15 protein-coding genes are annotated in these 13,051 nt (G+C 59.5%); 12 read left to right on the forward strand and 3 right to left on the reverse strand.

Going from position 1 to position 13,051, the window contains the following annotated elements:
• Window positions 1-6 precede the first annotated feature (6 nt).
• The 4 genes from fzlA (at window position 7) to BM131_RS09430 (ending at window position 3,988) form a co-directional block, all read left to right on the forward strand.
• A complete protein-coding gene (gene fzlA / locus BM131_RS09415; protein WP_090188772.1) occupies window positions 7-672 on the forward strand; it encodes an FtsZ-binding protein FzlA in 666 nt (221 codons plus the stop codon).
• Window positions 673-768: 96 nt separating this feature from the next.
• A complete protein-coding gene (gene queG / locus BM131_RS09420) occupies window positions 769-1,845 on the forward strand; it encodes a tRNA epoxyqueuosine(34) reductase QueG (RefSeq protein WP_090188775.1) in 1,077 nt (358 codons plus the stop codon).
• On the forward strand, window positions 1,806-2,963 hold the full coding sequence (locus tag BM131_RS09425) for a PQQ-dependent sugar dehydrogenase (protein WP_090188778.1): 1,158 nt from the start codon (window positions 1,806-1,808) through the stop codon (window positions 2,961-2,963). The genes queG and BM131_RS09425 overlap by 40 nt, the downstream gene beginning before the upstream one ends.
• 101 nt (window positions 2,964-3,064) lie before the next feature.
• Window positions 3,065-3,988, forward strand: a complete 924-nt coding sequence (locus BM131_RS09430; RefSeq protein ID WP_090188781.1) for a DMT family transporter — start codon at window positions 3,065-3,067, stop codon at window positions 3,986-3,988.
• Here the strand turns inward: BM131_RS09430 and BM131_RS09435 are convergent.
• Entirely contained in the window at window positions 3,985-4,917 is a 933-nt protein-coding gene (locus BM131_RS09435) for a formate/nitrite transporter family protein (protein WP_090188846.1), read from the reverse strand. The genes BM131_RS09430 and BM131_RS09435 overlap by 4 nt on opposite strands.
• Before the next feature lie 111 nt (window positions 4,918-5,028).
• On the opposite strand from BM131_RS09435, the gene BM131_RS09440 reads away from it, so the two are divergent.
• Complete coding sequence (locus tag BM131_RS09440; protein ID WP_090188783.1) at window positions 5,029-5,220, forward strand: hypothetical protein; 192 nt, start codon at window positions 5,029-5,031, stop codon at window positions 5,218-5,220.
• Window positions 5,221-5,224: 4 nt separating this feature from the next.
• Here BM131_RS09440 and BM131_RS09445 read toward each other — a convergent pair whose 3' ends face one another.
• On the reverse strand, window positions 5,225-6,094 hold the full coding sequence (locus BM131_RS09445) for a branched-chain amino acid aminotransferase (protein ID WP_090188786.1): 870 nt from the start codon (window positions 6,092-6,094) through the stop codon (window positions 5,225-5,227).
• Between the two features lie 152 nt (window positions 6,095-6,246).
• Between BM131_RS09445 and BM131_RS09450 the strand changes: the two genes are divergently transcribed.
• The 7 genes from BM131_RS09450 (at window position 6,247) to dxs (ending at window position 12,088) form a co-directional block, all read left to right on the forward strand.
• Entirely contained in the window at window positions 6,247-6,759 is a 513-nt protein-coding gene (locus BM131_RS09450) for a MarR family winged helix-turn-helix transcriptional regulator (protein ID WP_090188789.1), read from the forward strand.
• The gene (locus tag BM131_RS09455) at window positions 6,749-7,450 is read left to right on the forward strand and encodes a response regulator (protein WP_090188792.1); all 702 of its coding nucleotides are present in this window, start codon (window positions 6,749-6,751) and stop codon (window positions 7,448-7,450) included. The genes BM131_RS09450 and BM131_RS09455 overlap by 11 nt, the downstream gene beginning before the upstream one ends.
• Window positions 7,451-7,549: 99 nt before the next feature.
• Complete coding sequence (locus BM131_RS09460; RefSeq protein ID WP_090188795.1) at window positions 7,550-8,038, forward strand: hypothetical protein; 489 nt, start codon at window positions 7,550-7,552, stop codon at window positions 8,036-8,038.
• A gap of 101 nt (window positions 8,039-8,139) precedes the next feature.
• Window positions 8,140-9,081: a histone deacetylase family protein gene (locus tag BM131_RS09465; RefSeq protein ID WP_090188798.1), complete on the forward strand. Its 942-nt coding sequence runs from the start codon at window positions 8,140-8,142 to the stop codon at window positions 9,079-9,081.
• Entirely contained in the window at window positions 9,062-9,301 is a 240-nt protein-coding gene (locus BM131_RS09470; protein ID WP_090188801.1) for an exodeoxyribonuclease VII small subunit, read from the forward strand. The genes BM131_RS09465 and BM131_RS09470 overlap by 20 nt, the downstream gene beginning before the upstream one ends.
• Window positions 9,301-10,164, forward strand: a complete 864-nt coding sequence (locus BM131_RS09475) for a polyprenyl synthetase family protein (protein WP_090188804.1) — start codon at window positions 9,301-9,303, stop codon at window positions 10,162-10,164. Before BM131_RS09470 ends, BM131_RS09475 begins: the two co-directional genes overlap by 1 nt.
• Window positions 10,165-10,174: 10 nt before the next feature.
• The gene (gene dxs / locus BM131_RS09480) at window positions 10,175-12,088 is read left to right on the forward strand and encodes a 1-deoxy-D-xylulose-5-phosphate synthase (RefSeq protein ID WP_090188809.1); all 1,914 of its coding nucleotides are present in this window, start codon (window positions 10,175-10,177) and stop codon (window positions 12,086-12,088) included.
• Here the strand turns inward: dxs and BM131_RS09485 are convergent, their stop codons facing one another.
• Complete coding sequence (locus BM131_RS09485) at window positions 12,089-12,775, reverse strand: HTTM domain-containing protein (protein ID WP_090188812.1); 687 nt, start codon at window positions 12,773-12,775, stop codon at window positions 12,089-12,091.
• Between the last annotated feature and the right edge of the window lie 276 nt (window positions 12,776-13,051).

Here is a 13,051-nt window from a genome sequence, read left to right on the forward strand (position 1 = left end):
AGCACCATGAACCGTCTTTATCATTTCCCGCTATCGCCGTTTTCACGCAAGGTCCGACTGAGCCTCGCCGAGAAACGGATCGAGGTTGAATTGGTCGAGGAGCGTTACTGGGAGCAGGATAGTGATTTCCTGCGCCGGAACCCCGCGGGCAAGGTCCCTGTCTTGCGGCTGGGCAACAAGTTGCTGAGCGAGAGCGCCGCAATTTGCGAGTATCTGGAAGAGACGCACCCAAACCCGCCACTGATGCCTCGCGATGCCGATTCGCGGTTCGAGGTGCGACGTCTGGTCGGGTGGTTCGACGACAAGTTTTATACCGAGTGTACCCAGAAACTGCTGGGTGAACGTGTCTTTCGCAAGGTGATGGGTACGGGATACCCCGACAGCACCAACGTGAAAGCGGGCAGCCGGGCGATGCGGTTACATCTGGATTATATGACGCATCTATTAGAGCACCGCCGCTGGCTGGCCGGGAATGAAATGAGCCTTGCTGATTTTGCAGCGGCGGCGCAGTTGTCCTGTCTGGATTATATCAGTGATGTTGATTGGAACCGGTCCGAGGTGTTGAAGGACTGGTACGCCAAGATCAAATCGCGGCCTGCGTTTCGGTCGCTGCTGGCTGATCAAGTGCCGGGCTTCTTGCCGCCGTCGCATTATGCGAACCTTGATTTTTAAGAGCCGGGTGGGTCGGCCCGCCCACCCACCCGTTTTTGGGGGCTCTGCCCCCGTCGCTGGCGCGACTCCCCCGACATATTTTCGTTCAGGTGAAAGATGGGGCTGAAAGCTGATCTATGCGCCTTTGCACTGGAGGCTGGGTTTGCCAAGGTAGGGGTATGCCGTCCGGGGGCGGTGCCTGAGACAGCTGAGCGGCTTGCGGCCTTTGTGGATGCGGGGCGTCATGGGCAGATGGGCTGGATGGCCGAGCGCATGGCCTGGCGCGGAGATCCAACGGCGCTATGGCCACAGGCGCGATCCGTTATCATGCTGGCGGAAAACTATGCACCGGATGTCGATCCGCTGGCCGTGCTGGCGCACCGGGACCGCGCAGCGATCTCTGTTTATGCGCAGGGGCGCGATTACCATGATGTGGTTAAGAAGCGGCTGAAGGTCGTCGGTCGCTGGCTGATCGATCAGGTCCCTGGGGCGGAGATCAAGGTATTCGTTGATACGGCACCTGTGATGGAGAAGCCCCTAGCACAGGCTGCTGGTTTAGGGTGGCAGGGGAAGCATACCAATCTTTTGGCGCGCGATCTGGGGAACTGGGTTTTTCTGGGCGCGATTTTCACGACTGTCGATCTAGAACCTGATGAGGCCGAAGTCGGCCACTGTGGCAGTTGCACGGCCTGCCTTGATGTTTGTCCAACGCAGGCGTTTCCCGCGCCTTATCAGCTGGATGCGCGGCGGTGTATTTCCTATCTTACGATTGAGCATAGTGGTCCGGTGGACCCTGATCTGCGCGCGAAGATGGGGAACCGGATTTACGGGTGCGACGATTGTCTGGCGGTCTGTCCTTGGAACAAGTTTGCGGTGCAGGGGCGTGATGCGCGATTGGCGGCGCGGGATGATCTGCGGGCACCGCCCTTGGCGGAATTGGCGGCGCTGGATGATGCGGCGTTCCGGCTTCGGTTTTCGGGTAGCCCGATCAAGCGCATTGGTCGCAACCGATTTGTGCGAAATGTCTGCTACGCTATCGGGAATAGCGGGAACCCCGCCTTGGCACAGGTGTTGACCCCGCTGATGACCGACGCCGATGCCACTGTGGCTGATGCCGCATCCTGGGCCTTGGCACAGCTAGGACTGGAGCCACCATGCGACTTGCCGCCCTTATCGCCTTCATCCCAACAATAGCCGCTGCGCAGGTCGCGCAGGGTGACCGCAACGCCTCTTTCGAGCCTGCGTTCGAGAACCAGACGCGGGCACCGGCGCTGGATGCGACGCCTGTGACGGTTGCACCCTTCGCAGAAGGATTGGCGAACCCTTGGGGCATTGCAGAGTTGCCGGATGGGACGTTTCTGGTGACAGAACGGCCGGGTCGACTGCGCCGGGTTGCGGCAGATGGCACGCTGTCAGGTCCGATTGATGGGGTGCCACAGGTCGATGCGCGGCAGCAGGGCGGGTTGCTTGATGTCGCGATCGCCCCGGATTTTGCGCAAAGCGGCGTGATCTTTCTGACGTATGCAAAGGGTGTGCCAGGTGGCACTGTGACGGCGGCTGCGCGGGCTGTGTTGCAAGGCACGACGCTGACCGATGTGCGGGATATCTTTGTGCAGGGGCCGCCGTCGGATACCTATGCGCACTATGGTAGCCGGATCGTACCGACGGCGGACGGCAAGGTATATATCACCACGGGTGAGCATTTTACCCAAGCGAACCGGCAGCTCGCGCAGGATCTGGACACGACCTATGGCAAAGTGATCCGGCTGAATGCGGACGGATCGGTGCCGCAGGATAATCCATTCGCAGGGCAGGACGCGGATGAGAGCATCTGGTCGTATGGCCATCGCAACGTGCAAGGCGCAACATTGGGGCCGGACGGCAAACTTTGGACGATGGAGCATGGCCCTGCCGGCGGTGACGAGTTGAACCAGCCGCAACCGGGCGCGAACTATGGCTGGCCGGTTATTTCCTATGGTGTGAATTACAATGGCAGCCCGATTGGCTCTGGTCAGGCCGTGATGGAGGGGATGGAACAACCCGTCTATTATTGGGATCCGGTGATCGCGCCGGGCGGCATGGGTTTCTATGACGGCAGCTATGCGCCTTGGCAGGGTGATTTGCTGATCGCGGGGTTGAACCCCGGCTCGCTGACGCGGCTGCGGCTGCAAAATGGCCGTGTGGTGGGTGAAGAACGTCTGTTGCAGGACGTCGGCCGTGTGCGCGACGTCGAGGTGCTGGATAATGGCGATTTGCTGGTATTGATCGATGCCGATCCGGGACAAATTTTGCGGGTGACGCCGGGACGCTAAGCGCGTTCCGCGTGGCCCGATAAAATCTTTCCAAGGGCGATGTCGTGGGGTTTTATCCGCGCGCTGGCAGGCATAGGGTCGCGGCGAAAGGGGTCCTTTCTATGCAGCCCTTGCGCGGAATTAGCTACAAAATCGTCTCGGTCATGGTGTTTGTCGGGATGGCATCGCTGATCAAAGCGGCCTCGACTGATATTCCGCCGGGGCAGGCGGTGTTTTTCCGTAGCTTGTTTGCGCTGCCGATCATTATCGGCTGGTTGGCGATGCGGCATGAATTGCGCCACGGTTGGAAAACAAAGCAGCCGATGGGCCATGTTTGGCGCGGATTGGTTGGTACGCTTGCGATGGGGTTCGGTTTTGCAGGTCTGGGTCTGCTGCCGCTGCCAGAGGTGACGGCGATTGGCTATGCTGCGCCGCTTCTGGTGGTCATCTTTGCGGCAATGTTTCTGAACGAAGAGGTGCGCGCCTTTCGGCTATCGGCGGTTGCGCTGGGCCTGATTGGCGTCCTGATCGTGCTAAGCCCGCGGTTTTCCATGGGCGCGTCGGTCAATCACGCGCAGACATTGGGTGCGATGTTGGTGCTGATGGGCGCAGTTTGCGCCGCGCTCGCGCAGGTGTTTGTGCGTAAACTGGTGTTTACCGAAGATACCGCTGCCATCGTTTTCTGGTTTTCTGTGACAGCGACCTGCCTGTCGCTGCTGACATTGCCGTGGGGCTGGGCATGGCCAAGTGCATCCCAGTGGGTGATGTTGATCATGGCCGGGTTGCTGGGCGGGATTGGGCAGATTTTCCTGACTTCGTCCTATCGCTTTGCCGATGCGTCTTTGGTGGCCCCGTTCGATTATACCTCAATGCTACTCGCATTGATTGTGGGCTATTTCATCTTTGACGAAGTGCCGACCGTCACGATGATGATCGGCGCTGCAATCGTGATTTCGGCAGGCTTGATGATCATTCTACGCGAACGCCATTTGGGGCTAAAGCGGGCCCGGCAACGTAAGGTTACCGGGACCGTGGGGCATCATTAACGCGACTTGGTGCCATTCTTGCTGGCGTCGCTGGCATCGCGCACTTCTTCGCGGACTTGGCCCCAGGTGATCAGGCCAAACACCAAGGTGCCCCCGACGACGTTGCCAAGGAAGACAGGGATAAAGAAGCCAAAGATACCGGCGAAAAGTCCCAACTCTCCGGTCAGAATCAAGAAACCCATTTCCACCGAGCCTGCGATGATATGGGTAAAGCCGCCTGCGGCGATCAGCCATGTCATCAGGATGATGATAAAGAAGTTTTCCTGCTCTCCTGCTGCCAGCATCCAGACAAGGGCGGCGATTAGCAGGCCAGCCGGGACTGCCTTAGCAAACCCGATCCATGCGCTGTTTTCGGTCGCGTGTTTGCTGATCTCGGTGATGCTGGTCAGCATTTCAGGCTCGAACGTGGGCATATAGGCGATAAAGGCGGCGGCGATAAAACAACCGATCACGTTAGCCCCGAGCACGATGCCCCACAGCCGCGCAACGCACCACAGATTGTAAAAGCTGGGGCGCGCGAACAGCGGCAGCACTGTCGTCAATGTGTTTTCGGTAAACAATTGCATGCGCCCGATGATCACGATCAAGAAGCCGAACGTGTAACCAAGGCTTTCAAGCAGCGGCAGCCAAGTCGTTTCCGGCAGGTAGGTCTTAAACAGACCTTCGCCGATGACGGAAAAACTGATGCAGACACCGGCCGCGATGCCGGACCAGAAAAGCGAGGAATTGGGCCGGCGCAGCTCTTCGTCGCCTTCGCGGCGCACGACTTGATAGACCAGCTTGGCCGACAGGTGTGATGCTTCGCGGACGGCTTCCTCTTCGTCGGGCAGGTTGGCTTCCTGTTCGACGCGATCGGATACGGCCTTCTGGCGGTGGGCTTCGTTTTCGCTGACAGCGCGGCGAAGTTCCGGTTCAATCTCGTTATTCATGCGCATCCTCACTCTTGTCAGCAGGAAATGGCGCAGATCTGGGGTGCGTCAAGCAGCGCGATTTCGAGAATGGGGCGTTTTAGTGTATACAGGGGGCAGGAGGATACGATTATGGCACGACATCCACTGGATCACATCGAAACAAAGGACGGCAGCCAGCGGCTAGAACGGTTCCTGCGTCTGGCGCGCCGCGATCATCGCAATGCCGCGGCAGAGGCCCTGCTGCGGCGGCCAAGGTCCCGCAACCGGCCGGGTGGCCTGATTGCGGGATGGGTTAAGGCACGCACGCCCGAACAGGTTTAGGACCTTAAGCCCGCACCAGCTTTTCGTAGTCGGCAGCGATGTCTAGCGTCAGCTTGCCGACTTCGAAGTTGTAGTCGCCAATCTGGCCGACGGGCGTGACTTCGGCAGCCGTTCCGGTCAGCCAGCATTGCTGAAAGCTTTCCAGCTCTTCTGGCATGATGTGACGTTCGTGAACGGTGACCCCCTTGTCGCGCAGCATGCCAACGACGGTCTGACGGGTCAGGCCGTTGAGGAAGCAATCGGGCTTGGGCGTGTGCACTTCACCGTCTTTGACAAAGAAGATGTTCGCGCCCGTCGCCTCGGCCACGTAGCCGCGATAGTCGAACATCATGGCGTCGGAACAGCCCTTCGCCTCTGCGGCGTGCTTGGACATGGTGCAGATCATGTACAGACCGGCCGCTTTAGCCTGATGCGGGATCGTTTCGGGGCTGGGACGCTTCCATTTTGCGATGTCCAGTTTCGCACCTTTGGTTTTAGCATCGCCATAGTAATTACCCCATGACCACACCGCGATCGCCGTGCGCACCGGGTTGCGCGCGGATGCGACGCCCATGTCTGGGCCAGCGCCGCGCCATGCGAAGGCGCGCACATAGGCGTCCGTCAGGCCGTTCGCCTGCAGCGTTTCAGCCTTGGCAGCGATCAACTCGTCGACGGTATACGGGATTTGAAAGTCGAGGCAGTTGGCCGAAAAGTGCAGACGCTCTGCATGTTCGCGGTCTTTAAAGATCTTGCCGTTGTAGCAGCGCTCGCCTTCGAAAACAGAGGACGCGTAGTGCAGGGCGTGGGTCAGAACGTGGACTTTTGCATCGCGCCAATCAAGCAGTTGGCCGTCCATCCAGATTTTACCGTCGCGGTCGTCATAGGCGCCATCCATGGCCAAACTCCTTCCTATTTTGCATTTGTATCGCGTTTATGTCCGTTTCGGACATAAAGTTGCGCAATTTGTGCCGCTTCGCTACCAGTTGAGTCTAGTCATGTCAACAAGGCTGACGTATTGTACTGCCGGAACTCACCGAGGGCGCGCATATGAACCAGACACCGCAAGGCACCTCGGGGCAGACATTGCTGTTCCTGACGGATGAACAGCTGCGCAAGGGGATCGAGGCGATGTTCTTTGCCTATCGCGGGTTCACCGCTGACCCGGACCGGATCCTGTCGGATTTGGCGTACGGGCGGGCGCATCACCGGGCGATCCATTTTATACATCGTAGCCCCGGAACCACGGTCAATAATTTATTGGCGATCCTTGGTGTTACGAAACAATCCCTTAATCGTGTGTTGCGTAGCCTTATCGCGGACGGTCTTGTATCGTCTACTGTAGGGAAAAGGGACAAGAGAGAACGGCACCTGCATCTGACGGACAAAGGCGCTGCGTTAGAGCGTAGCTTGTCGGATGCGCAGCGGGACCGGATGCGCAGCGCTTATCGCGCTGCGGGCCCGGCAGCTGTCGCCGGCTTTCGACAAGTCTTGGAGGCGATGATGGACGACGAAATGCGGCACCACTATCTGGCATTGGTGGATAAACCTGATGGGCGTTGATGAACCCCATCTGTTGATTGTTGACGACGATGAACGCATTCGCGGCTTGCTACGCAAGTTTCTGGTGCGGTCCGGGTTTTTAGTGACGGTAGCGCGCGACGCCGCCCATGCGCGGCGCATTCTGGGCGGGCTTGCCTTTGATCTGATCGTTCTGGACGTGATGATGCCCGGCGAGGACGGCATCAGCTTTTGCCGCGACCTGCGGCACCGCACCGGCACCCCCGTCATGCTGCTGACCGCGAGGGGAGAGACAGAGGACCGGATTGCCGGGCTAGAGGCCGGGGCTGACGATTACCTCGCCAAACCCTTTGAGCCCAAAGAGCTGTTGTTGCGGATCAATGCGATCCTGCGCCGCGCCCCGCAGGCAGAGGCGCAGCCAATTGCCCAGACCGTTCTGCAACTTGGGCCTGCGCGGTATGACATCACCAAGGGTGAAATGCGGCGCGATGACGGTTTGGTGCGGCTGACGGCGACGGAAAGCCAGCTGATGCGCATCTTCTCTGCCCGCCCGCACGAGCCTGTGACGCGGTTAGAGTTGGTGGAAGAGCTGAGCCGGTCTGGTGGACAAACGCAGGAACGCGCTGTCGACGTGCAGATTACGCGTCTGCGTCGCAAGATTGAGGCGGATCCAAAGCAACCTCGCTATCTGCAAACGGTGCGCGGGGCGGGGTATATGTTGGCACCTGATTAGCGACAATTCGGCCTTTAGGTTAGGCGGCGCGTGAAAATTGCAGACTTAGTAGGGTTGATGACCGATCGTTTGGACACAAACATTTGATCGGAGAGAAACATGTTTAAGCCAATGATGACGGTGCTCACCCTTGCTTTGCTATCGGCGGGTGCAGCGTATGCCCAAGATTTAGAAAACTGGGGTACGGCCGGGGGCTGGGACGTGATGTGGGACCCATCGCTGGGCGATGGTTGTTTGATCCAGTCCGAATTCACTGACGGGTCCGTCGTCCGCATCGGTTTTGATAACAACGCTGGCATGGGCTATTTGACCGCCTTCAACATGGCATGGGGCGACATTGAAGAAGGCGCGACCTATCCCGTGACCTTCGCCTTGGATGGCGAACCATACGAGGGTGAAGCCACGGGCATGTACCTGAATGGTGTGCCGGGTGCTGATATCTATTTCGACAGCGAAGATTTCCTGTTCGACATTGCTGCCCGTCAGACGATGGATCTCGCGAATAGCTCCGGTTCGGTCATGACAATCGACCTGACCGGCACGATGGCCGCGCTGGAAGAGGCGTTGATCTGTCAGGAAGCCGAATAAGCGGTCGAACGGCCTGCCGGAGGCGAGGTGCCTCCGGCGGGAGTTTGTTTGGCCAGATGAAGTGACTTGTCCTTGGGCTGTGGTTTCGCTTTGGTAGTGGTATGAAAACAGCACTGATTACCCACACCGATTGCCTTGATCACGTCACGCCGCCCGGCCACCCGGAACAGGTGGCCCGCATGGACGCTGTCCTTGGCGCGCTGCAAGGCATGGATCTGCACCGAGTGTCCGCGCCGATGGCCGCCGAAGATGACGTCTTGCGGGCACATCCGAAGTCACACCTTGATTCAATCCGCCGCGCGGCACCTACTGAAGGTTGGGTGTCGCTGGATGCGGATACACATATGTCGCAGGGCACTTTGGCCGCTGTGTGGCGCAGCGCTGGCGGTGCTGTGCGGGCCGTTGATTTGGTGCTGGGCGGCGATGTCGCGAATGCCTTTGTCGCGATGCGCCCGCCGGGGCACCATGCAGAGCGCACGACCGCGATGGGGTTTTGCTTTTTCGGCAATGTGGCGATTGCGGCCAAACATGCGCTGGATCACCACGGGTTGCGGCGGGTCGCGATTGTCGATTTCGACGTGCACCACGGCAACGGAACGCAGGATTTGGTCGAAGATGATCCGCGTATTTTGTTCTGTTCGACCCATCAAAGCCCGCTTTATCCGGGCACTGGGGCGGCGGATGAGACTGGCGTTGATGACAACGTGGTCAACGTCCCGCTGGATGAGGGGACCAATGGTCGCGGATTTCGCGCCGCGATGGAGCGCCGTGTGCTGCCGCGGGTTGATGCATTCAAGCCTGATTTGATCATCATCTCGGCTGGGTTTGACGCGCATCGTGACGATCCGCTGGCGGGGCTTGCATTGGTCGAGGATGATTTTACGTGGATCACGCAAGCACTTTGTGATCTGGCGGATAAACACTGCGCCGGGCGGGTGGTGTCGTGCCTAGAGGGCGGTTATGACCTGACGGCGCTGGGGGCTTGTGCCGCCGCGCATGTCAACGTGTTGAGGGAGCAGAGCGATGGCAGAAACGCCGGTTGAAGAAATGACGTTCGAGGATGCGATCCGCGAGCTAGAGCAGGTCGTCGGTAAGTTAGAGCGCGGCGATGTCGCGCTGGATGACAGTATTGCGCTGTATGAACGCGGTGCCGCATTGAAAAAGCGTTGCGAGACGAAACTGAGCGAGGCCGAGGAAAAGGTCGCCAAGATTACTGTTGGTCCTGATGGTCAGGCGGCTGGCACGGCTCCGCTGGATCCGTGATGTTTACTAATCAGCTGGCGTTGGACGCCACGACGGCGCAGCGGCTGATTGAACTTGCGCTGACGCCAGTGCCAGACGTGCCTTTGCGCGACGCCATGCTGTATGCGGTGCGCGGCGGTAAGGGGTTGCGGGCGTTTTTGGTGCTGGAAAGCGCGCGCCTGTATGATGTTGGCGACCGCGCCGGTCATGCGGCCGCAGCGATCGAGGCGCTACATGCCTATTCGCTGGTGCACGACGATCTGCCCGCGATGGACAATGACGATCTGCGCCGCGGCCAGCCCACAGTGCACCGCAAATGGGACGAAGCGACAGCGATCCTTGTCGGCGATGCCCTGCAGGCGCTCGCCTTCGAGATGGTTTGCGCGCCGGGGGCTGGTGTGGCGGGCGAAGCCCGGGCAGAGCTTGCCTTAACTTTGGCGCAGGCCGCAGGTGCTGGCGGTATGGTGCTGGGGCAGGCGCTGGATATTGCCGCCGAAACAGGCCCCGCTTTGACTTTGGACCAGATTACAACGCTGCAGGCGGGTAAAACCGGCGCGCTGATGACTTGGGCTTGCTGCGCCGGACCGCGGATCGCGCAGGCGGATATTACGCCACTTAAGGCTTACGGCGATGCGCTGGGCCTTGCGTTTCAGATCGCGGACGACATCTTGGATGAAACCGGGTCTGTGGATGCGGTCGGCAAGGCGGTGGGCAAAGATGCCGCTGCTGGCAAAGCAACCTTTGTCTCTTTGCTGGGGCTGGACGGCGCAAAGCGGCGTGCGGTGGATTTAGTGGACACTGCCTGCGACGCACTAGGTTCTTTTGGGACACGTGCAGATGCGCTAAAGGATGCTGCCCGCTTTGTCATCGCGCGCGACAAGTAAGGACACGATCATGACCGACCGCCCAAATACGCCGATCCTTGACCGTGTGCATGTGCCTGCGGATATGAAGGGGCTGTCTGACGCGCAATTGCGCCGCCTTGCGGACGAACTGCGGGCCGAGACGATTGCGACGGTTGCTGCCACGGGCGGCCACCTTGGGGCGGGTCTGGGCGTGGTGGAAATCACCGTGGCGCTGCATGCAGTGTTCGATACGCCGCGCGATAAGATCATCTGGGACGTGTCGCACCAGTGTTATCCGCACAAGATCCTGACCGGGCGGCGCGACCGCATCCGGACCCTGCGGATGAAGGATGGCTTGTCTGGCTTTACCAAGCGCAGCGAAAGCCCGTTTGACCCCTTTGGCGCGGCGCATTCCAGCACCTCGATCAGTGCGGCGCTGGGCTTTGCCGCCGCACGCGATCTGGGCGGCGATCCCGGCGATGCCATTGCGGTGATTGGCGACGGCGCGCTGTCTGCTGGCATGGCTTATGAAGCGATGAACAACGCGGGTCATTTGGGCAAGCGGTTGATCGTGATCCTGAACGATAACGAGATGTCGATTGCCCCGCCTGTCGGTGCGATGTCGTCCTATCTGTCGCGTCTATATGCGGAAGGCCCGTTTCAGGATCTGAAGGCCGCTGCCAAGGGGGCCGTATCCTTTCTGCCGCCGCCTTTCCGTGAAGGCGCCAAGCGCGCCAAGGATATGTTCAAGCATATGACCGTCGGCGGTACCCTGTTCGAAGAACTGGGATTTTCCTATGTCGGTCCCATCGACGGGCATGACATGGAGCAGCTGTTGTCTGTTCTGCGCACCGTCAAGGACCGCGCAACCGGGCCGATCCTGATCCATGCGATCACGAAAAAGGGCAAAGGGTTTGCACCCGCCGAAGGTGCCGCAGACCGGGGCCATGCGCGCGGCAAGTTTGACGTCATCACCGGAGAGCAGCAAAAGGCGAAAAGCAATGCGCCGTCTTATACGTCGGTCTTTGCCGATACGCTGATTGATCTGGCGTCGAAGGATGACAAGATCGTTGCTGTCACCGCTGCGATGCCAGATGGCACCGGCCTCGATAAATTCATGGCGCGTTACGCCAGCCGCTGCTTTGACGTAGGTATTGCTGAACAGCACGCCGTGACGTTTTGTGCGGGTCTTGCCGCGGGCGGGATGAAGCCGTTTTGCGCGCTTTATTCCACTTTCTTGCAACGCGGCTACGATCAGGTCGTCCACGACGTGGCGATTCAGCGTTTGCCGGTGCGTTTTGCCATCGACCGGGCGGGTCTGGTTGGGGCCGACGGCGCGACGCATGCGGGGTCCTTCGATGTAGCCTTCCTTGCGAACCTGCCAGGCATGGTCGTGATGGCAGCCGCAGACGAGGCTGAATTGGTGCGCATGGTTGTCACCGCAGCCGCGCATGACGACGGCCCCATCGCGTTCCGCTTTCCCCGCGGTGAAGGTGTCGGCGTTGAAATCCCCGTGGATGCCAAGCCGCTGGAAATCGGCAAAGGCCGCATGATCCGCGAAGGCAAACAGGTTGCGATCTTGTCCTTTGGCACCCGGCTGCAAGAGGTTGAACAAGCCTGCGAAGCCTTGGGCGCTAAGGGCATTACGCCGACCATCGCTGACGCCCGCTTTGCTAAGCCGCTGGACCGGGACATGATCCTGAAACTGGCAGCCGACCATGACGCGCTGATCACGATCGAAGAAGGTGCCGTTGGCGGCTTTGGCAGCCATGTCGCGCAGTTGCTGGCGGATGAGGCGGTGTTTGATACCGGGTTAAAGTTCCGGTCCATGGTGCTACCCGATACCTTTATCGACCAGTCCAGCCCTGCGGACATGTATGCCATGGCGGGCCTGAACGCGTCAGATATCGAGGCGAAGGTACTAGAGGTTTTGGGCGTCGGCGTGATTGGGAAGCGGGCCTGATCAAGGCGGAAAGATCTGCGCCTGAAGCCAAAAAAGCGATGGGTAGGACGCAGCCCAAAACCAGACGAACCGGTTCAGCCCGAACAAGCAGGCGTTTGCCACGTGAAAAGCGAATGCGATCGCAAGTGTGATCTTCAGCAGCGCTGGGTGCACAAACCCCATGGGGAACGCGAGCTCGAACAGCATAACGGCCCATGCGCCGGTATGTAGCAGTCGGGGCCGATCTGCTAAAAGACGCAGGGATTCGGACACGGGGTAGGCCGAGAATGCGAAGACATCCTGCAAGGCTTGGCCGCTGCGCCAGTCAGGGTTCGTGATCTTAACCAGACCAGACATGAAATAGGACAGCACGACCTGTATCGCGAGGTATCCAAAGGCCATCTGCGCCGAAAAACCCGCGGGCAGCCAATGCGCAAGCGTGAGGCAGTACAAAACGAGCAGCCCCATTCGGTCACTGCCGCCGTTATAGGGCCCCTGATAGTGATGCAGCACAATTGCCGAATGCAGGGACAGCAGCAGCAATGCTACGTCAGTTTGAAACCCCACCAGCACCAATAGGCTGCCAATCGCGCGCGGTAGAAAAAGCAGCCTGACGGAGCCAGAAGGGATGATATGCTCGGCTGACTGCTGAAAAAAAGCCAGCGCCAGTAGGATTTCCGTCGCTCTTATCGCGGCGTCGAAGGTCATGCTTTGGCAGATCCGTCAGCCGGTATAGGCGTGGATTGAAACACGATATCGTAAGCGACAAGGCAGCCCCGTGGGTTAAAGGGCGGCCTATTCCTTGGTAGGTTTGCGACGTTCACGCAAGCGCCGGGGTTTTATGTCTACGACCAGTCCTACGCCTATGCCTACGCATGGTAGCTTTCAGTTGATCGAAGCCGTCGTCGAACGTCTTGACGGTGCGCCCGTCGGAGAGCGTCGTCGCTGGTCTGATGAGTTCAAGGCGCAGGCTGTCGCCGCGGC

It is taken from the genome of Loktanella salsilacus (genome assembly GCF_900114485.1).
Classification (GTDB): Bacteria; Pseudomonadota; Alphaproteobacteria; order Rhodobacterales; family Rhodobacteraceae; genus Loktanella; species Loktanella salsilacus.